Source organism: Limnohabitans sp. 2KL-1, from assembly GCF_003063435.1.
GTDB lineage: Bacteria > Pseudomonadota > Gammaproteobacteria > Burkholderiales > Burkholderiaceae_C > Limnohabitans_A.
The window spans coordinates 339,229-357,204 of record NZ_NESL01000002.1 but is presented as its reverse complement, the minus strand read 5'-3'; the positions used below and the strand labels follow the sequence as shown (position 1 = coordinate 357,204).

The 17,976-nt window shown below is 53.0% G+C and carries 22 protein-coding genes; 18 read left to right on the top strand and 4 right to left on the bottom strand.

What is annotated here, in order from left to right; translation table 11 throughout:
• Positions 1-29 precede the first annotated feature (29 nt).
• Positions 30-737 (top strand): glycosyltransferase, encoded by a 708-nt coding sequence (locus B9Z47_RS06195; RefSeq protein WP_108330375.1) that lies wholly within the window; start codon positions 30-32, stop codon positions 735-737.
• 52 nt (positions 738-789) lie between these two features.
• On the opposite strand, the gene B9Z47_RS06190 is transcribed toward B9Z47_RS06195, so the two are convergent.
• From B9Z47_RS06190 to B9Z47_RS06175, 4 genes are all read right to left on the bottom strand, one after another.
• Positions 790-1,074, bottom strand: a complete 285-nt coding sequence (locus B9Z47_RS06190; RefSeq protein WP_108330374.1) for a BrnA antitoxin family protein — start codon at positions 1,072-1,074, stop codon at positions 790-792.
• Complete coding sequence (locus B9Z47_RS06185) at positions 1,037-1,309, bottom strand: BrnT family toxin (RefSeq protein WP_108330373.1); 273 nt, start codon at positions 1,307-1,309, stop codon at positions 1,037-1,039. The genes B9Z47_RS06190 and B9Z47_RS06185 overlap by 38 nt, the downstream gene beginning before the upstream one ends.
• Positions 1,310-1,407: 98 nt before the next feature.
• Positions 1,408-3,603 carry a YjbH domain-containing protein gene (locus tag B9Z47_RS06180; protein ID WP_158271635.1) on the bottom strand — a complete coding sequence of 732 codons (2,196 nt, stop codon included), beginning with the start codon at positions 3,601-3,603 and terminating at the stop codon, positions 1,408-1,410.
• 135 nt (positions 3,604-3,738) lie between these two features.
• Positions 3,739-4,674, bottom strand: a complete 936-nt coding sequence (locus B9Z47_RS06175) for a hypothetical protein (protein ID WP_108330371.1) — start codon at positions 4,672-4,674, stop codon at positions 3,739-3,741.
• Between the two features lie 500 nt (positions 4,675-5,174).
• Here B9Z47_RS06175 and B9Z47_RS06170 point away from each other — a divergent pair, with 500 nt between their 5' ends.
• The 17 genes from B9Z47_RS06170 to B9Z47_RS18360 all read left to right on the top strand — a co-directional run bounded on the left by B9Z47_RS06170 (position 5,175) and on the right by B9Z47_RS18360 (position 17,955).
• A complete protein-coding gene (locus tag B9Z47_RS06170; RefSeq protein WP_108330370.1) occupies positions 5,175-6,323 on the top strand; it encodes a polysaccharide biosynthesis/export family protein in 1,149 nt (382 codons plus the stop codon).
• Positions 6,324-6,327: 4 nt separating this feature from the next.
• Positions 6,328-6,762: a low molecular weight protein-tyrosine-phosphatase gene (locus B9Z47_RS06165; protein ID WP_108330369.1), complete on the top strand. Its 435-nt coding sequence runs from the start codon at positions 6,328-6,330 to the stop codon at positions 6,760-6,762.
• A 49-nt stretch (positions 6,763-6,811) separates the two neighbouring features.
• Positions 6,812-9,064 carry a polysaccharide biosynthesis tyrosine autokinase gene (locus B9Z47_RS06160; protein WP_233253680.1) on the top strand — a complete coding sequence of 751 codons (2,253 nt, stop codon included), beginning with the start codon at positions 6,812-6,814 and terminating at the stop codon, positions 9,062-9,064.
• A gap of 22 nt (positions 9,065-9,086) precedes the next feature.
• Positions 9,087-9,236 (top strand): addiction module antidote protein, encoded by a 150-nt coding sequence (locus B9Z47_RS06155; protein WP_108330368.1) that lies wholly within the window; start codon positions 9,087-9,089, stop codon positions 9,234-9,236.
• Between the two features lie 86 nt (positions 9,237-9,322).
• Positions 9,323-9,631, top strand: a complete 309-nt coding sequence (locus B9Z47_RS06150) for a type II toxin-antitoxin system RelE/ParE family toxin (protein ID WP_108330367.1) — start codon at positions 9,323-9,325, stop codon at positions 9,629-9,631.
• Positions 9,628-9,924 (top strand): addiction module antidote protein, encoded by a 297-nt coding sequence (locus B9Z47_RS06145; protein WP_108330366.1) that lies wholly within the window; start codon positions 9,628-9,630, stop codon positions 9,922-9,924. Before B9Z47_RS06150 ends, B9Z47_RS06145 begins: the two co-directional genes overlap by 4 nt.
• Before the next feature lie 196 nt (positions 9,925-10,120).
• The gene (locus B9Z47_RS06140; RefSeq protein ID WP_108330735.1) at positions 10,121-10,351 is read left to right on the top strand and encodes a UPF0175 family protein; all 231 of its coding nucleotides are present in this window, start codon (positions 10,121-10,123) and stop codon (positions 10,349-10,351) included.
• 37 nt (positions 10,352-10,388) lie between these two features.
• A complete protein-coding gene (locus B9Z47_RS19190) occupies positions 10,389-10,526 on the top strand; it encodes a DUF3368 domain-containing protein (protein WP_158271634.1) in 138 nt (45 codons plus the stop codon).
• A gap of 83 nt (positions 10,527-10,609) precedes the next feature.
• A complete protein-coding gene (locus B9Z47_RS06130) occupies positions 10,610-10,909 on the top strand; it encodes a nucleotidyltransferase domain-containing protein (RefSeq protein ID WP_108330364.1) in 300 nt (99 codons plus the stop codon).
• A gap of 93 nt (positions 10,910-11,002) precedes the next feature.
• The gene (locus B9Z47_RS06125; protein ID WP_108330363.1) at positions 11,003-11,272 is read left to right on the top strand and encodes a type II toxin-antitoxin system ParD family antitoxin; all 270 of its coding nucleotides are present in this window, start codon (positions 11,003-11,005) and stop codon (positions 11,270-11,272) included.
• Positions 11,269-11,598: a type II toxin-antitoxin system RelE/ParE family toxin gene (locus B9Z47_RS06120; protein WP_108330362.1), complete on the top strand. Its 330-nt coding sequence runs from the start codon at positions 11,269-11,271 to the stop codon at positions 11,596-11,598. The genes B9Z47_RS06125 and B9Z47_RS06120 overlap by 4 nt, the downstream gene beginning before the upstream one ends.
• 237 nt (positions 11,599-11,835) lie before the next feature.
• Positions 11,836-12,282 (top strand): DUF2442 domain-containing protein, encoded by a 447-nt coding sequence (locus B9Z47_RS06110; RefSeq protein WP_108330360.1) that lies wholly within the window; start codon positions 11,836-11,838, stop codon positions 12,280-12,282.
• Between the two features lie 223 nt (positions 12,283-12,505).
• A complete protein-coding gene (wecB, locus tag B9Z47_RS06105) occupies positions 12,506-13,639 on the top strand; it encodes a non-hydrolyzing UDP-N-acetylglucosamine 2-epimerase (protein WP_108330359.1) in 1,134 nt (377 codons plus the stop codon).
• Complete coding sequence (wecC, locus tag B9Z47_RS06100; protein WP_108330358.1) at positions 13,636-14,919, top strand: UDP-N-acetyl-D-mannosamine dehydrogenase; 1,284 nt, start codon at positions 13,636-13,638, stop codon at positions 14,917-14,919. The genes wecB and wecC overlap by 4 nt, the downstream gene beginning before the upstream one ends.
• Positions 14,916-15,764: a glycosyltransferase family 2 protein gene (locus B9Z47_RS06095; protein WP_158271633.1), complete on the top strand. Its 849-nt coding sequence runs from the start codon at positions 14,916-14,918 to the stop codon at positions 15,762-15,764. Before wecC ends, B9Z47_RS06095 begins: the two co-directional genes overlap by 4 nt.
• The gene (locus B9Z47_RS06090) at positions 15,761-16,810 is read left to right on the top strand and encodes a polysaccharide pyruvyl transferase family protein (protein WP_108330356.1); all 1,050 of its coding nucleotides are present in this window, start codon (positions 15,761-15,763) and stop codon (positions 16,808-16,810) included. Before B9Z47_RS06095 ends, B9Z47_RS06090 begins: the two co-directional genes overlap by 4 nt.
• Positions 16,807-17,955: an O-antigen ligase gene (locus tag B9Z47_RS18360; RefSeq protein WP_146185767.1), complete on the top strand. Its 1,149-nt coding sequence runs from the start codon at positions 16,807-16,809 to the stop codon at positions 17,953-17,955. Before B9Z47_RS06090 ends, B9Z47_RS18360 begins: the two co-directional genes overlap by 4 nt.
• The last annotated feature ends 21 nt before the right edge of the window (positions 17,956-17,976 follow it).

The window sequence follows — 17,976 nt, the reverse complement described above, 5'->3', positions numbered from 1 at the left end:
AGGGCGCAAGCCCTGGCAAGGAGACATGGATGCTTGTTTTGGTGTGTGCCACCCGCGTGGCTGCGGCGGACTTTGCCACGCAAACTTTGTTGGGCCGTTGTCTGCCCCGTTTGGGGCAGTTCATGCCGTTTGCCCTGAAATTGTTGGCGAACAACACCCGGCCATTGGGCGAGTGCTACAACGCCGCACTCGACGAAGCCGCCAACGACGATGTGCTGGTGTTTGTGCATGACGATGTGCACATTGACGATTGGATGCTGGGTCACCGCCTGTCGGAAGCGCTGGGCGTGTTTGATGTGGTGGGCGTGGCAGGCAATCGCCGCTGCCAAGCCGGTCAACTGACTTGGAACCGCTTGCCGCCTGCGCCCAGCAGCGAAGGCGTGGCGCTTGCGCCGTGGGACAACGAATACCTGAGCGGTGCCATCGTGCACGCGCCTTCGCAACCCGGTCTGTCAGCCAGTGTGGCCCCTTTTGGCCCCAGTCCTGCGCAGGTGGCTTTGCTTGACGGTGTGTTGATGGCTGTGCGTGTGGACCGCCTGCGCGCCAGCGGCGTGAGGTTTGACGCGTCGCTGGGCTTTCACTTTTACGACTTGGATTTTTGCCGCGCCGCCACGGCCGCTGGCCTGAAACTCGGCACCTGGCCCATGGCCATCACGCACGCCAGCCGCGGCACGTCCGCCCACTCCGAAGCCTGGGTACGCTCAAGCGCGCTGTATTTGAAGAAGTGGCCGTTTTGATGGCCAAAGGGGCGGTTGTGGAGGGCCCTTCACGATAGGGCGTTGGCGTCAACTACACCGGGGAATGGGTGCGCAGCCAGTCCCGCAAAGCTTCATTCATGCGGGTTTGCCATCCTGCCCCGGTGGCACGAAATGCGGCCAACACCTCTGGGCTGTAGCGCACGGCCACCTGCTCTTTGAGTGGCTTCCGATTGGGGCCGCGTGTACGGGCACGACCCACCACGACGCCGCCTTGCTTAAGAACGGCACCTTCCCAGTCGGAAGCACGAGTGCTTGGGCTGTCCGGGTCGTTGACCGTTTCAGTCGGGGAAGTTTTTCCAGTAGATGCGTTCTTCATGCTTTGCTGCTTTTCTAATCGAAATCACGTGGTCGGCTTCGCCGCGAGTGGTATGCACCACAAACACCACAAGGCCGTCCCATAAGCCCAGTGTTTGCAGCCGCAATTCGCCGTAAGCATCTCGCGCATCCTCGCGGGTGATGGTGAAGCCCTCAAACACTGCATCGCTTCCCAGAAAGTCAAAACCGTGCTTTTTTATATTGGCATGGCGTTTCACTTCGTCGTAAGTGACCATAAGCAAATTGTAGATGCAAATTAATTTCAGGCAAAGCCCGCAGTAAGCGTGCCGTATTGCTGCCCCGTTTTTGTAAAAAACGGGGCAGCGGGCCCACTTCATTGCGCTTCGGGGCTCTTCAGTACCCAACGCCGATAGGCATAGCGCAAACGCTCCAGTTTGCCCGAGACATGGCTTGGGTTTGCACGGTCGGAATCCAGCAACACCGAGCTGGCGTAGGGCGGCACAGACGGCTCGACCCAGGCTTTTTGATAAATCGGAGCGCCGTTCGAATAGGCCAGGAAGTTTTCGGTTTGGCGGTTGACAGGCGTCAGCAAACTCAACCCCAAACGGGGTGTGCCCTTGATTTGCCAGCCAGACTCGGCGCTCATCGCTTGGCGTGGCGTCAGCGGGAAAGTCAACTCCATGCCGGCCATGGTGATCGATTGCTTGCCTGGCCAAAAGCGCTCGGGTGGCACCGAGTGCCGCAAGAAATAGCTGAACTTCATGTCACCAAACCAATGGCTTGAAGTGGCCGTGATGCCTTTGTCTTTGTACCAATACTCGCCACCCGACACCTCCAGATTCCAGTCAGAGCCCGTGGGCGCATAGCGTGCAAAGGCCAGCTTCGGACTGGCGGACGGCAGTCCCGTGCTGTTGTCAGGCGCCTTCCAGCGCGAAAGATTGACACCTGTCGCCCACTCCCCACCCAAAGAGTCCCAGCGCAGTTCGGTCTGACCCCCGCGCAAATGCCCTTGCATCAGTTCGCCCACGCTCAAGCGTGCCGAAAAACCATGGTTCAGTCTTTGCATGTGGTGCAACATCACCCGGCGGTTGGCATCCGGAATTCGGCTCGACGCCAGGTTGCCGCCGGGCTGAAACTCATGGCTGCTGGTCATGTGCGCTGAACGCGCAAACTCCAAAGCACCGCCATCCCAAAGGTGGATGAATGGATTGATGTTCAAACCTACGGAGTAATCCAGCAGCGAATACTCGGTGGCCCAGTAATAGTTGTACGTGGGGTTGAGTTTCACGCGCAGCTTGTAGCGGTAAGGTGCGTGGTCGCGAACCCGCCAATCCACCCCGTTCAGCGACGCGTTCAAGTCGCGAAATACCGGCTGCACGGCTTCTTCAGTGGGGCAGGCGGGCTCATTGAGCCAAAGTGCAAGACAAGCCAGTCGTCCCGAGTAACCTGCGCTGGGCGTGCCCCAGCGCGCCTGAACCACGCGGTAGTTTTCAAATTGCGGGGACAACTTGCTGACCAGACCCAGGGCCACGCCTGCGCCGTCCAGCAGACTGTGTTCATAGACGAAATCGGAGAACTTCACCACCAAGGTGCTGCCCACCTGGCCCACATCGATCCCCTCAAAACCGTGAGATTCCAGACTCCGGGCCAAGGCATCCATGGCCGCATTGCGAGATTCGATGCTGGCCGAAGCCGATGCTGGCGCGGAAACCGGTGCCTGCGCACCAGACGCCGTGACCGCTGCGCCATGGGCCGTCATGGCGGGGGAGAGCAATTGAGAGGGGGAGGAGGCCAAAGACAGTTGTGAGGGCTGCGCCGTGGCTGGCTGGGTTTGGGCGCGGTTGCCCAAGCTCCAGTCCAAAGGCAAGTTCACGCCCACGCTCACCCAGGGCTTTTGGTCCACACCGAACGCGCCCGGTGTGCCGCGTATCTGTTTGTCCACACTCAAATACACCGAAGCCCCCGCTGGGGCGTTGATGGCCGAGAGCCAGCTCTTGTTGGACAAGGTCATGCCCAGCCAGGACTTGTCCTGGTTGGATTCGGCCCGTACACGCAGCCAGGGGGTTGCCTGATAAGCCGCGCCGACAAATGCCCCATGCAATGTGTTTGTGGCCGGTTTTTGCGCTTTGGCATAACCCACCGAGGCCGCCCAATCCGGCTGGTCATAAGTGGCCACACCGTAATAAGAGCGAAAGTGTGTGGCTGCGCCGCCGTAATCGGTCATGCCCGCGGCCACTTTCAATGGCGAATCCTCCAAGCCAAGCAGGGGATTCAATTGCAGCTTGCCCGAAGCAGACAAATCGCGGATACCGCCGCCGCCCTCGTAAACATTGCGGTTGACGGTGGTGTCTGCCGTGCGGATGCCCACTTCGGCAAAGCGGGTCAAACCCACCGCCATGGAGTGGTTCACACCTTCTTGCCGTGCGGCATCAATGACCCGGTTTTGGTACTGGTAAACCAGCGATCCCGTTGGCACCGTGGCCATCGGAAACACCGTCATGCCGGCCAAACCGTTGGCACCTGCTGCCAACTCCAAGGCGGCTGCGGGTACCGCCAGCATGGTGAACATGCTGGCTTGTAAACATCTGAAACCCAACTGTGTGTGTGACTTGGACCGTAAAAGCATGCTGGCCTCCTTTGACCGAAAAACAGGTCAAATGATAGCCAGTTATGAGTACTTATTAATTGATTATTTGGATTTAAATCAATTCAAAGTGGCGGTGCCCTGGCCGCTCATGCTGGCGCTGCCGCCGGCTTTGGGCGTGGGTGCCACAGCCGTGGTGAGGGGTTTGGCGCGGGCTTCGATGGCCTTTTTCACCAAATTCACGCGTTGGGCCAAGGTGGCGGGGTCATTGATCAACGCCTTGGCGTCCGAAATGATCAAACCCATGGTGCGTGCCGAACCCAAGAAAGCTTGGTTCAAATCCTGCAGCGCCTTGGCGTTCACGACGCCCTGGGCGGTGATTGCTGTGGCCAAGGTGGCCGCTTGGTCGAACGCATTGGTGTCGGGTTCGGTGTGCTTGGCCATCTGGACCAGCAACTTGCCATAAGCCGATGCGGGGTTTTTGTTGGTCTGGCTGGCCGCAATCGGCGCTGCAAACAAGTCAAAGTCAGACGGCAAACCCAAAACAGAGATCACGGTGGCCTGGGCCGTGTTCAATTTGTCCATCGAGAAATCCGGTGCCACGCCCTGACCCAAGTTTTCGGGGTGGATGCCCGCCAGGCGCACGGCCAGGTTGCTCAGCGCCGTAACGCCCACTTCTGCGTTCAGCGAGGAGACCACCGACAGCATGGTCAGACTTTGACCTGGCTGCGTGGTCAACACAGCTTCCAAACCTTCATCGTAGTAACGGCTGCCGGCACCCAACTCCACCTTGTAAATGAAAGGACCTGTTGAGTTGGCTGTCAATGTCAATGTGGCCTTGCCGGTCACTTTGTCTGTGGTGCCCGAACCCAGCAACTGGCCCTTCGTGTCGTAAACACTGACCGACGCGCCATACACCGCACCCAAAGCTGGCACCGTGGTCGTTTGGGTCACCGAAGCATTGCCCGTGACCACAGGGTCAGAGCCGCCGCCACCGCAAGCCGTCAAAGCAACGGAAGCAAGAAAAAAGACAAGTTTGACGAAAAATTTGATCATGATGATTTAATACCAGTTGTTTAGATTTTCGCAAATCTTAAACCATCAAATCGATCAAATCAATAAAAATAGCTAATTTCTCAATTTTTTTAGATGCAACATGGGATTCAATGTATTTTTGGAATTAAAAAGTATTCTTTTTTAATTCAAGAAATTGGCGTTGGCTGTCTGGCTGATCGCCTGAGTCATGGCCAAGTCAAACAAAAAGTTGTAAAAAAACGTGATGAGTACTTACAAATTGGCTGCTCTTCAAGCAAGAAATGCAAACCCTCAACCTAGACTTACCCTTTGCTTTGCGTTCGTCGCACGAGGCCAGCTCTTTGCAAAGCCAGCCTCGCCGTCGGGCGACAACGCATTTGCTGCAGCCACTTGCAGCCCCCTTCATGCCGGCCACAAAGAGGCCCTCGGCACTGCGGTAGCCTGCATGCCTCCTTTGTGTATCAGTTCCATCGCCCCAATGGGGCACTCACAAGCGGTTTTCAAGCTTGCGCCCAACCAACATGATCCTTTTACGTTTGCTGCCTCTGATCGCTGTCCTCAGCGGCTGCGCTTACGCGCCTGGCTTCTACTCGGCCGACAGCACATCAGGCCCTGAAGCCAGATTCAAGGCCAGCGCTGTCACCGGCCATACCGCACAAGACAACGCAGACGCACCGCCTGCGGGCGCACTGGTCAGCATCACGCCTGAACTGCTGCGCCAACAACGCGCCAGCCAGCCCACGGACATCCTCACCCCCATCAAACCCTTCCTTGACACGGCCAAGCCCTATGTCATCGGCAGCGGCGACATCCTCAACATCGTCGTGTGGGACCATCCAGAACTCCTGCTGACCCCCGCTGGCGCGCTGACAGCCGACGCCACAGGTGCCGCCTCTGCGCTGGGCAACGGCTTCAACGTCAACCCCGACGGCATGATTCAGTTCCCGCATGTCGGCACCGTCCAGCTGGCAGGCCTGACCGAATACCAAGCGCGTGACCTGTTGACCACGCGGCTGGCCAAATTCATCAAATCCCCGCAAATCACCGTTCGCGTGCAGTCTTACCGCAGTGGCCGCGTCTATATTGACGGCGAAGTCCGCACCCCCGGGCTGCAAGCCTTGAACGACATCCCCATGACTTTGCCCGAAGCCATTGGCAGGGCAGGGGGCTTCACCCCGTTGGCCGACCGATCCACCATTGCCATCACGCGCAACGGACAAACCACCACCTTCAACCTGCCTCAGATCATTGCCAAAGGCATCAACCCCGCCCAAATCATGCTGGGCAGCGGCGACCTGGTCCGCGTGATGAGCCGGGACGACGCCAAGGTCTTTGTCCTGGGCGAAGTGGTCCGACCCAACACACAGTCCCTGCGCAACGGTCGCCTCACACTCAGCGAAGCTTTGGGTGAAGCCGGTGGCATCAACCCCACGACAGCCGACCCGCGCCAAATTTATGTTGTGCGCGCCACCCCAACAGAGCAGCCCGAGATCTTCCACCTCGACGCCAAGTCACCCCTGGCCTATGCCCTGGCCGAAGGGTTTGAGCTCCAGGCCCGTGACGTGATCTACGTCGACCCCGTGCCCCTGGTTCGCTGGAACCGCGTCATCAGCCTCATCTTGCCGAGTGCACAAGCGGCCAGCGTCACACGCACCGTCACCGGCAACTGACGCCATGCAACACATCATGACTTTGTGCATCGGCAACATCTGCCGAAGCCCACTGGCCCAGGTCTTGCTGGCCCGTGACCTGCCTGACGGCAAGGTCTGGTCGGCAGGTCTGGGGGCCTTGATCGGCGCACCGGCAGACCCCACATCCATCCAGATCGCCCAAGAGCACCAGCTCGACTTGGGTGCCCACCGGGCCCAGCAAGTCACCAGCGTCATGTGCCAACAAGCCGAGCTCATCCTCGTCATGGAACAAGCGCACAAAACCCGGCTTGAACAGCTCTACCCCAGCGTGCGCGGCAAAGTGTTTCGCCTAGGGCAATTTGGCCAATACGACATTGCTGACCCCTACCGTCAGCCGCGTGAAGCCTTCGACACCGCCTACCAAGGCATCGCCCAAGGCGTTGCCGACTGGCTCACGCGCATCAAGCAACTGAGCTGAGCCCCGAGGCCGCGCCCCGCGCAGCCTCTTTGAAAACAACAGACCCGTTATGAATCTCCCCCACGCCAACGTTCAACCCATGCAGCAGCCCATGCCCATGGGAGAAGACGACGACAGCATCAACTTGCTGGACCTGCTCGACATCGTGCTGGACCAGAAAAAACTCATCGCTGCCGTCACGGCCATCATCATGGCCCTGGGCGGTGCCTACGCGCTGATGGCCACGCCCATCTACGAAGCCAACACCCTCATTCAGGTCGAAGACGCCAAAGGCAACCCCATGGGGGCCATCATGGGCGAGGCCGGCAGCCTGTTCGACATCAAATCCCCCGCCAGCGCCGAAATCGAAATCCTGCGCTCGCGCCTGGTCGTGGGCCAAGTCGTCAGCAACCTGCAACTCGACCTCAATGTCACCCCCAAATACCTGCCCATCATTGGCGGCTGGCTGGCACGGGGCCAAACCGAACCCTCCATTCCCGGCATCATGGGCTTCAAAGGCTACGTGCGCGGCAACGAATCCATACGCATCGTCAGCTTCAGCGTCCACCCCACGCAAGAGGGCGAACAGTTCTCGATCATCTTGACCGATAAGGGCTACGCACTGGCCTCCCCCGAAGGCCAGCTGCTGGGCCAAGCCGCATTTGAAAAGCCCCTCAACTTCAAATACTTGGGGCAGCCTGGCCAATTGGTGGTGAGCTCCGCTGTGGGCAAACCCGGCGCCGAGTTCTACATCACCCGCAGCTCGCATCTCAGCATCACCGAGCAGCTGCAAAAAGAAATCAAGATCGCCGAGCAAGGCAAACAGTCGGGCGTGCTGCGCACCACGCTGGAGGGCGCCAGCCCCGACCGCATCACCAAAATCCTCAACGAAATCGGTTCCCTCTACGTTCGTCAGAACATCCAGCGCAAAGCAGCCGAGGCCGAAAAATCCCTCGCCTTCCTCAACACACAACTGCCCCAACTCAAGGCGCAACTCCAATCCTCCGAAGCCAGTTTCAACGAATTTCGCACGCGCAAAGGCACCTTTGACCTCAACAGCGAAGCCGCTGCCTACCTCAAGCAAGGCGTTGACCTGAAAGTCAAACTCTTCGACCTCCAGGCCAAACGCAAAGAACTCGAAACCCGCTACACCGCCGAACACCCCAGCATGCAAGCACTGGACGGCACCATCCGTGACATCCAGGGACTGCTGCGCGGCATGGACGGCAAAGTCAAAACACTGCCCGGCATCGAACAAGACCTGCTGCGCCTGACGCGCGACGTGAAGGTAGACAGTGAGCTTTACACCAACTTGCTCAACAGTTACCAGCAACTGCGCCTCATCAAAGAAGGCAAAGTCGGCAACGTTCGCATCATTGACATTGCCGTCCACCCAGAACGCCCGGTCAAGCCCCAGCGCGCCATCGTGCTCGCCCTGTCGGCCATGCTTGGCCTGCTGGCAGGCCTGGTGCTCGCCTTTGTGCGCAACAGCCTGCGCTCGGGCATCAAAAATGCCGAAGAACTCGAACAACACCTCGGCCTTGGCGTTTTTGCGACCATCCCCCTGTCGCCCACGCAGCGCCAACTGCACGCCGATGCCAAAGCCTTCAAGCCAGGCTTGCACTTGCTGGCTGCTGCCAAACCTGAAGAGCCTGCCATTGAAAGCCTGCGCAGTCTGCGCACCTCGCTCAAATTTGCCATGCTCGATGCACCCAACAACATCGTGCTCATCACCGGCCCCACGCCAGGCATTGGCAAATCGTTCACCTCGGCCAACTTTGCTGCCGTCCTCGCCTCGGCGGGCCAGCGCGTGCTGCTCATCGATGCCGACATGCGCAAAGGCCACATCCACCAATTCTTTGGCCAAAACCGCGCCTTGGGCTTGTCCGAACTGATTGCCGGCAACCCTGAACTTGGCAGAGCCCTGCGCAAAGCCGTCGTCCCCGGGCTGGACCTCATCACCACCGGCACTTTGCCACCCAACCCGGCCGAATTGTTGATGTCGCCCGCCGCACAAAGCCTCTTGAAAAATCTGTCCAGCCAATACGACATCGTCCTCATCGACACCCCGCCTGTGCTCGCCGTGTCCGACACCGCCATCCTTGCGCCGCAAGCAGGCACCACCTTCTTGGTGGCACGCGCAGACGTGACATCGCTGGGCGAAGTCCAGGAATCCACCAAACGCTTGTCGCAATCGGGCGTCTCAGTCAAAGGCATCATCTTCAACGGCCTGGACATTCAAAAACGCCGCTACGGCTATGCCTACGGCTACAAAGACAAACGCTACCGTTACCAGTCGTACAACTACGGCCAAACCCAATAAAACCCAATGAACCCCGCAAGTTATGGCAGAGATTTCAGAGCCAACAGGCCTCTCCCGCGAACAGCTCTATCGTTCATTTAGCGAAAAAGGCAACCCCACGCTCAAAACAATGCTGGCCGTGATGAAAGCGCTAGGAATTGACATGACTGCAAAACTTCACCTCAGCGTGTGAAAACAATCGGGATCTGACCTCAATTACCCTTGGCCAATAGGCAAGGTGGCCTTGTATGGCAGTAGTCTATAAACTACAATCTATCCGTGTTTGAGATCAAACAAACAGCCACTTTCCAAAACTGGGAACGTCGGCTGAAAGATCGGCTGGCCAAAGCAGCGATTGCCGCTCGCATCTTTCGACTGGCAAACGGACTCCCAGGTGATGTCCAGCCGGTGGGTGATGGTGTCAGCGAATTACGGATTCATTACGGTGCAGGCTACAGGGTTTATTTCCAGCAACGTGGCAATGCTTTGGTCGTTTTGTTGTGCGGGGGTGACAAGCGTACCCAAAGTCGCGACATTGAAAACGCAAAACGCCTTGCAAGCGAATGGAAAAATGGAGGTGAAGAATGAGTGAACAACTGCTTTACAACTACGATCCAGCTGCGGCTTTGGACGGACCTCAAGCCATGGCGATCTTCATGGCCGATGCACTGGAAACCGGCGATGCCGCCTACATCGCAAAGGCACTGGGCGTGGTGGCCAGGGCCAAAGGAATGGCTGAAATTTCAGAGCAAACAGGCCTCTCCCGCGAACAGCTTTATCGTTCATTTAGCGAAAAAGGTAACCCAACACTTAAAACAATGCTGGCCGTGATGAAAGCGCTAGGAATTGACATGACTGCAAAACTTCACGTCGGCGTGTGAAAACAATCGGGATCTGACTCCATTTAACGCAGGACAAGGCGTGAACCATGAGGCGCGATAAACTCGGGCCTTGGCCAGCCAGCCAGCCAGCCAGCCAGCCAGCCAGCCAGCCAGCCAGCCAGCCAGCCAGCCAGCCAGCCAGCCAGCCAGCCAGCCCTTCCGCCGCTTGGGTCCGCAATGCCAGCAGGAGCACACCATGCAAATAGCCATAGAACTGCCTAACGACTTTGTCTCTTTTCTGGGGGCCAGCCAAGTTCAAAAGGAAATCAGCATTTCCTATGCACTGTGGCTGTATCAGCAAAGCCGCGTCACGTTGGCCAAAGCTGCCCAGATTGCTGGCGTAGACATTTATGAATTCATGAGTGTTTGTAAGGCAAACCACGTTCCAACGCTGGACATCAGCCCGGAAGATTTAGCGCAAGAATAGTCCGAACTTAATTAACCAAATCAAAGTTGTTGGCTCGTTGGGTGTTCTTATTCAGGCCAAAAAAGCAGGCCTGATTGATCAAGTTAAGCCTCGGTTGGACCAAATTGCACAAAGTCAAATTTTTATGGCACCAGCCTTAGTCAGCGCCGTACTGGCAATGGCTGGTGAACAGTAAAGCGTTTCCCAACCCCGGAAAAGTCGGGATCTGACCCCAATTAACCTGACCCCAATTAACCCGCAAAACTGAACCCCAGAACCATGCGCCTGACCCCTGCCCAAATTGACGCCATCAAAAGCACCGCCACTGCCGTGCTGGGCGAGGGTGCGCAGGTCACGCTGTTTGGGTCTCGGGTCAATGACACGGCCAAGGGGGGCGATGTGGACCTGATGATCGAAGTGCCGCAAGACTTGGCAGATTCTGCCGTGATGTCGGCGCGCATTGCCAGTCAGGTCTCGCGTGCCATGCATGGGCGAAGGGTCGACGTGCTCCTCAAAGCGCCGAACTTGTTGGAGCAGCCCATTCACCGCATTGCTGCGCATCAAGGGGTTGCGCTGTGAACAATCGGGATCTGACCCCAATTAACTGGCTATGTGGACGAACAACTTGCCGCATAGTAGGATTCAATCCTTCTTGATCAACGGGCTGCACCCATGCGAACCACACAACAAATGAGCATCACGCTGCCCAATGACATGGCAGACGCAGTCAAGGCCAGAGTTCGCATGGGCGATTACGCCAGCGAAAGTGAAGTCATTCGCGAAGGTCTTCGGGCGCTAATGGCACGCGAACGTGCTTTAGAAAGTTGGTTGCATCAGCATGTTGGGCCAGCTTTCGACGCCATTCAGGCAGATCCATCTCGCGGCCTGAGTGCAGATCAAGTTCGTGCGCATCTGGCCACCCGTTTCAACAAGCCAGCGTGACCCACCGAGTCATTTTCAGCCCGGAAGCACTGAAGCAATTGAGTGACTTGCTCGACTACATTGCCCGTCGTGCATCACCGGCCATTGCCATGGCTTACACCGATGGCATCGTCAGTTATTGCGAAAGTTTGACCACATTTCCGCAGCGAGGTACTCAACGCGATGACGTGCGTCCAGGCTTGCGGGTCACAAACTATAAGAAAAGAGCAGTGATCGCATTCGCAGTCACCACCGAAGAGGTATTAATCCTGGGTGTTTTTTACGGTGGTCAGGATTATGAAACGCTGCTGCAAGACGACGTCGACAACAACAACACCGCTCACTGACGCGCGCATACCCCGCTTTTCTTCCCTGGATTGCCTGGGGCCCATCCTTGATACAAAAATTGGAAGACTTCCCCGAGTTGACCCAAGAGGACGTTTTGGCGGTTCTCTCCTATGCAGCGGATCGTGAGCACCAGGTCTTCTAAACAATCGGGATCTGACCCCAATTAACGTGACCCCAATTAATGATGGCCGTCAATGCGTATTTGAAACAGCTCAGAACCCACTGGAGCACCTTGCATGACCAAAGCCAACACACCTGAATGGATCAAAACAGAACTTGCGCAGGTCGAGGCAGCCCAAGCCCGGGGCCAAGTGGAGCAGGCCAGCGGATTGCGAGCACTGTCTGCACGCTATGACACACGCAAAAAACACATCGTCGTTGACCTGATCAATGGCTCATCGTTTTCATTTCCACCGCATCTGGCCCAAGGCCTTGCCATCGCACGCCCAGCCGAACTGGCCGACATTGAAATCTCGCCCTACGGCATTGGCCTGCACTGGCCCCAACTCGATGCAGACCTGACGGTAGAAGGCTTGCTGGCAGGGCTGTTCGGCAGCCGAAGCTGGATGCGCCAACATGCCGCGAAGGCAGGCAGCGTCAAGTCAGAAGCCAAAACACAAGCCGCCAAAGCCAACGGAGCCAAAGGCGGCCGCCCACGTAAATCCACAGCAGCTCCCGCTTAACGCATCACCCAAGCCCACCCCGTGGGCGAAGGGCGTGGCATACGCCCCTTCAAGCAAAAAAAAACACCGCATCCCAAGCCGACGCCTGCCCAGACAGGCGCTGCCGCATTCCCGCTTCACAACCGCTGTCACACACCATGAACACCCAAAACAAAACCATCGCCATCATTGGCCTGGGCTACGTCGGCTTGCCGCTGGCGGTGCAACAGGGCAGGGGGCTGGCATGAAACTGCTCATTGTCTTTGGCACGCGGCCTGAAGCCATCAAGATGGCGCCCTTGGTCAAGGCCCTGCAGCAATCGCCCTCGCTGCAAGTCAAAGTCTGCGTGACAGCGCAGCACCGACAAATGCTGGACCAAGTGCTGCAGCTGTTTGAGATCGAGCCAGATTACGACCTCGACCTCATGCGCCCCGGGCAAACGCTCACACAACTGAGCTGCAACATCTTGCAAGGCATGGACGGCGTACTGGCCGACTACCAACCGAAATGGGTGCTGGTGCATGGCGACACATCGACCACCATGGCCACCAGCTTGGCCGCCTATTACCGGCAAACAGGCGTGGCACACATCGAAGCCGGGCTGCGCACCCACAAACTCTATTCACCCTGGCCAGAAGAAGGCAACCGCCAGATCACAGGGCGGCTCACTGCGCTGCACTTTGCACCCACCGAAGAGTCCAGGCAAAACCTGCTCAAAGAAAACGTGCAGCCCGCCGACATCCACGTCACAGGCAACACCGTCATCGATGCCCTGCTCAGCGTCAGCCAGCGCATCGACACCGACACCGCGCTGAACGGCGAACTGGCCGCCCGCTTTCCGTTTTTGGATGCAGACAAACGCCTTGTGCTGGTGACCGGGCACCGCCGCGAAAACTTTGGCGCAGGGTTTGAAGCCATGTGCCAGGCCCTGAAAAACATTGCCAGCCAACGCGGCGTGCAAGTTGTCTACCCCGTGCACCTGAACCCCCAAGTGCAAGAACCCGTGCGCCGCATCTTGGGCGACACCGACAGCGTGCATCTGATCGAGCCACAAGACTACCTGCCCTTTGTCTACCTCATGAAGCGCAGCCACATCATCCTGACCGACTCCGGCGGCATCCAAGAAGAAGCCCCCTCGCTGGGCAAACCCGTGCTGGTGATGCGCGACACCACCGAACGCCCCGAAGCCGTGGCCGCAGGCACCGTGCGCCTGGTGGGCACAGACCAAGACCGCATCGTGCAAGAAACCCAGCGCCTGCTGCAAGACGACAACGCTTACCGACAAATGTCATTTGCCCACAACCCCTATGGCGACGGGCAGGCCTGCCAGCGCATACGCCAAACCTTTGAACAACTCAGCACCGACCAAGCCGCATGAACACGCCACACCCTTACAAAACCATCTCCATCATCGGCCTGGGCTACATCGGTCTGCCCACAGCCGCCGTGTTTGCCAGCCGCAAGATCCAAGTGATCGGGGTGGACGTGAACCAGCAAGCCGTGGACACCATCAACCAAGGCCGCATCCACATCGTGGAGCCCGACCTGGACATGGTTGTGCAAGCCGCCGTGACAGAAGGCTATTTGCGGGCCACCACCACGCCCGAGCCCGCAGAAGCATTTTTGATTGCAGTGCCCACGCCTTTTAAAGACGGCCCCAGCGGCCCGCACCACCCAGACCTGGACTACATCGAGAGTGCAGCCAAATCCATTGCCCCGGTCATCAAGAAAGGTGATCTGGTCATTCTTGAATCCACCTCGCCCGTGGGGGCCACAGAACAAATGGCCGCTTGGCTGGCAGAAGCACGGCCAGACCTGACATTCCCGCAAACGCATGGGGAAGACAGCGACATCCGCGTGGCGCACTGCCCTGAACGCGTGCTGCCTGGCCATGTGCTGCGCGAACTGGTGCAAAACGACCGGGTGATTGGCGGCATGACCCCCAAATGCTCTGATGCGGCGGTGCGCCTGTACAAAACCTTTGTGCTGGGCCAATGCGTGATTACCAACGCTCGCACTGCAGAAATGTGCAAGCTGACAGAAAACAGCTTCAGGGACGTGAACATCGCCTTTGCCAACGAACTGTCGATGATCTGCGACAAGCTGAACATCAACGTGTGGGAATTGATCAAACTGGCCAATCGCCACCCCCGGGTCAACATTTTGCAGCCCGGCCCCGGGGTGGGCGGACATTGCATAGCTGTGGACCCGTGGTTCATCGTTAGCGCTGCGCCTGAAGAATCTAAAATAATAAGTACAGCTCGAATTGTAAATACTAAAAAGCCCGATTGGGTTATTGCAAAAATATTTGAAGGTGTAGATAGTTTTTTGAATGAAAACCCATTAATAAATAATGATGAGGTGATAATCGGATGCTTAGGCCTTACCTTTAAGCCCGACATTGATGACCTGCGGCAAAGCCCTGCTTTAGAAATAACCGAAAAAGTAGCTAAAAAACATAGAGGTAAAGTACTCACAGCGGAACCTAACATCATTAAACTTCCGTCAAACTTACCATTAAATATCAGTTTAAATACAATAAAAGAGTTGCTACAGCGTGCTCATATTTTGGTTCTACTAGTTGACCATAAAGAGTTTAAAAAAATGGAGCTGCCAAAACAAAAAATAATAATTGACACGAGAGGAATATGGAAATGATCCGTGAAATTGATGTCTCAATTATTATTCCTGCATTTAATGCTGAAAAATCACTCGGTCGGGCAATCAATAGCTGTCTGAGGTTTGAGAGATTTAAACCCAGGATTATAATAATCAATGATGGTTCGAAAGATGCAACTATTAAAGTGTTGGAGCAATATGGCAATAGCAAGCAATTGACGATAATTAATTTATCTGAGAATCAAGGTGTTAGTAATGCGAGAAATGCAGGAATTAATGAAGCTGTATCAGATTATATTCTTTTTTTGGATGCAGATGATTACTTTCTGCCAAATGCAGATGTATATATTGCCAAAGCAATAACTAATAATCCAAATATCGATCTATATTGTTTTGGGTACATAATAAATGGTAAAAAAAGTCCAAAACCAAAATCTGATCGTCTTAATATGGAGTTTTTGCGAAATAAATTTTCAAACACAAATACAATTATTGTTAAAAAAAATTCCATGAAAGAAATAAGATTTGACTCAAAATATCGGATTGGTGAAGATACGTTATTTTGGTTTACATTACTATGTAATGCAAAGGCTAAATTTTTTGCTAATGAAATAGCATGCTATGAATATCAACCTAAAATTAACTTAGCTATTAATCATCCTCTTTTAGGTCAGGATTTAAAAAAACTAGGACTAACAGAAATGGAGCAGGTAGAGGTTCGAAGCATTGTTTCGAAAGATCAAAATAGACGTGCTGCATTTTCGCGAATCTTTTCACCTATAGAGGCATTTAATTATCTCGGATTAAAAGGCCTTTTATATTGGAGTCTAGGACCCAATAACTTCGCCATGGCTTGGAGAATAAATAGGTATTTTCGAAAATGAAAAAAAAATTTGGCGTTATAGGCTTTTATGGGCAATCAAACTTCGGGGATGATTTATTTTGCTTTGTAATTGCTAAGTTAATGGAGGCTAACGGTGAAGATTATTTTATTCAAAATGGTTTAATTAGAACTAAGCATAATATAAACGTCTCAAAAGTTCCAGTATTTTGGCGCTGGAATGCAGACACAGGCCTTTTGGGTAAACTCGCCAGAATAGCATCTAATCTAGACGCAACACTGAAAGCAGAAAAATTAATATACGGTGGTGGCTCAGTTTTTGGCAAATATGCATCATTTAAACAACGAGAATTAATTAGAATAGCCGCAAAAATTACAAATACAAAACTCTATGCATTCGGAGTCTCTCTAGGGCCCTTTAAAGGCGAACAAGATGAAAAAAGATATGCTAAATTGTTGCGCTGCTTCAAAGAGATACTGACCAGAGACAAAGAGTCATTCACTTTTGCGATGAGAAATGGTCTAAATGCCATCGACAGTTGTGATATGGTTTGGGGGCTACCATCTGTGTATAAAAAGCCCAATAATGCTTCAAAAAAACTATTGATATGCCTCCATCGGCCTTTATCTTTTAAAAAATTAGATAATCCAGAAATTTTTTTTAGAAATTTTGAAGAAATTAATATTCTAAACTTAGACAAAGGTTCAGTAGCATTAAGTAAAACACTATTGAGTGAATTAAATACTATTGCAAATATACCAGTAATGGTTACCAACTATTTTGAAGAGAATATTGAAAATAGTATCGATGAATTTTCAACGGCTTCGTTTGTTGTAACTTCCAAACTACATGGTGCAATTACCGCAGCAGCCTTTGATGTACCATTTGCATTATTGGAATATCAACCTAAATGCACGCAATTCGTAAAAAGCATTAACGGTTATGAAAATTTTTTAAACCACGGAGATGCATTGATTTTCATGCAAAACATTTCAAAAATTTTTGAATTTCGTCGTAGTATTAAATTTGATGCAATACGTAAAAGCGATATGGTTCAAAAACATTTCAAAGAAATGCTGGCTAGATGAAAATGGATTATAAGAATGAACATCCATTAACTAAAGTTTATTGGCTGACGTATTTTTGGCTAATTTTTTCAATTATATTTGTTGGCGATTTCCAGGTCCCTCAATATGGTTACTATGGCTTTTGGATTGTAGTTATTATTGGACTACCTTTTTTAATCCGTCCAAAGTCAATAATTCTCTTGTATGCAACGTTATCAGGTCCACTGGCTCTCATAGTCTTATTCGGCATTACATACAAAAATATTGATGAAGCATACTATCAAGCACCACTTTTCTCCGTAATTTCTGTTATATATCTAGGTAAGTTAAAAATACTTCTCGAATCACCCCGGAAAGATGTTTATTTGTCAACAGTTTCGCTGTTGCTATTTTTTTTCGTTTTTTTACTTTTGAGTGATTCTTCAAGTTCAAGGACTTCTATGGTTTTCGGTCCAACGATACTTTATAGAGTTATTCTTTTTTTCTACGCTTATTGTTTGATTTATTTGTTGCACCACGATAGGACATTTACTGCCATCGCCATTACCTGTATTACGTTCTATGCAGTTCTTAAAATTGGATCGAGAGGCGGCATCATCGCAATTGGAGTAATATGGTTAATTTTAATAATTAGGTATCTTTCGATAAATTTTTTAATTAAGATGTTGGTTGCTTTAATGCTGTTATGGTATTTTTTGGATTGGGAGGAAATTTTCTCTTCCCGTGCGTTTTATTTTTCATCAGATTCTGAATCCACAAATATACGCCTCGATAAATTGAGCATGGTAGAACAATTCTTAAATAGTAAAGAGATTTGGTTTGGAATGAGTAATCCTTCTGCATTGGTTGGTAATTATCCTCATAATATATTTGCTGAAATTTTAATATATCACGGATTAATAGCTTTTGGAATTTTTTTCGTATTAAATATGATATCACTTTACATTGTATTTAGGAATTTCTCGCAAAAAAAATGGATATTTAATTTTGCTCTTTTATTTGCTCCGATATTCGTTGGGGCACAATTTTCTGGTAATTTGCTTGATAACTATTTTTATATAACTGCAATGGCATTTTTAATTATCACTCACGCATCGAAATATACAACAATAAAATTTTCTTTAAATCAAAAAAAAAGTGCATTGTGCGCTTCAAATAAATTTTAATAACTTAACCTTGATATAATT

Coding starts and splice junctions, on each gene's coding strand:
- B9Z47_RS06180 (WP_158271635.1), bottom strand. CDS start 3,603: ATGTTCACCATGCTGGCGGTACCCGCAGCCGCCTTGGAGTTGGCAGCA.
- wecC (WP_108330358.1), top strand. CDS start 13,636: ATGAACACGCCACACCCTTACAAAACCATCTCCATCATCGGCCTGGGC.
- B9Z47_RS06185 (WP_108330373.1), bottom strand. CDS start 1,309: ATGGTCACTTACGACGAAGTGAAACGCCATGCCAATATAAAAAAGCAC.
- B9Z47_RS06175 (WP_108330371.1), bottom strand. CDS start 4,674: ATGATCAAATTTTTCGTCAAACTTGTCTTTTTTCTTGCTTCCGTTGCT.
- B9Z47_RS06155 (WP_108330368.1), top strand. CDS start 9,087: ATGGCAGAGATTTCAGAGCCAACAGGCCTCTCCCGCGAACAGCTCTAT.
- B9Z47_RS06190 (WP_108330374.1), bottom strand. CDS start 1,074: ATGAAGAACGCATCTACTGGAAAAACTTCCCCGACTGAAACGGTCAAC.
- B9Z47_RS06125 (WP_108330363.1), top strand. CDS start 11,003: ATGCGAACCACACAACAAATGAGCATCACGCTGCCCAATGACATGGCA.
- B9Z47_RS06130 (WP_108330364.1), top strand. CDS start 10,610: ATGCGCCTGACCCCTGCCCAAATTGACGCCATCAAAAGCACCGCCACT.
- wecB (WP_108330359.1), top strand. CDS start 12,506: ATGAAACTGCTCATTGTCTTTGGCACGCGGCCTGAAGCCATCAAGATG.
- B9Z47_RS06145 (WP_108330366.1), top strand. CDS start 9,628: ATGAGTGAACAACTGCTTTACAACTACGATCCAGCTGCGGCTTTGGAC.
- B9Z47_RS06140 (WP_108330735.1), top strand. CDS start 10,121: ATGCAAATAGCCATAGAACTGCCTAACGACTTTGTCTCTTTTCTGGGG.
- B9Z47_RS06160 (WP_233253680.1), top strand. CDS start 6,812: ATGAATCTCCCCCACGCCAACGTTCAACCCATGCAGCAGCCCATGCCC.
- B9Z47_RS06195 (WP_108330375.1), top strand. CDS start 30: ATGCTTGTTTTGGTGTGTGCCACCCGCGTGGCTGCGGCGGACTTTGCC.
- B9Z47_RS06165 (WP_108330369.1), top strand. CDS start 6,328: ATGCAACACATCATGACTTTGTGCATCGGCAACATCTGCCGAAGCCCA.
- B9Z47_RS06095 (WP_158271633.1), top strand. CDS start 14,916: ATGATCCGTGAAATTGATGTCTCAATTATTATTCCTGCATTTAATGCT.
- B9Z47_RS18360 (WP_146185767.1), top strand. CDS start 16,807: ATGAAAATGGATTATAAGAATGAACATCCATTAACTAAAGTTTATTGG.
- B9Z47_RS06090 (WP_108330356.1), top strand. CDS start 15,761: ATGAAAAAAAAATTTGGCGTTATAGGCTTTTATGGGCAATCAAACTTC.
- B9Z47_RS06170 (WP_108330370.1), top strand. CDS start 5,175: ATGATCCTTTTACGTTTGCTGCCTCTGATCGCTGTCCTCAGCGGCTGC.
- B9Z47_RS06110 (WP_108330360.1), top strand. CDS start 11,836: ATGACCAAAGCCAACACACCTGAATGGATCAAAACAGAACTTGCGCAG.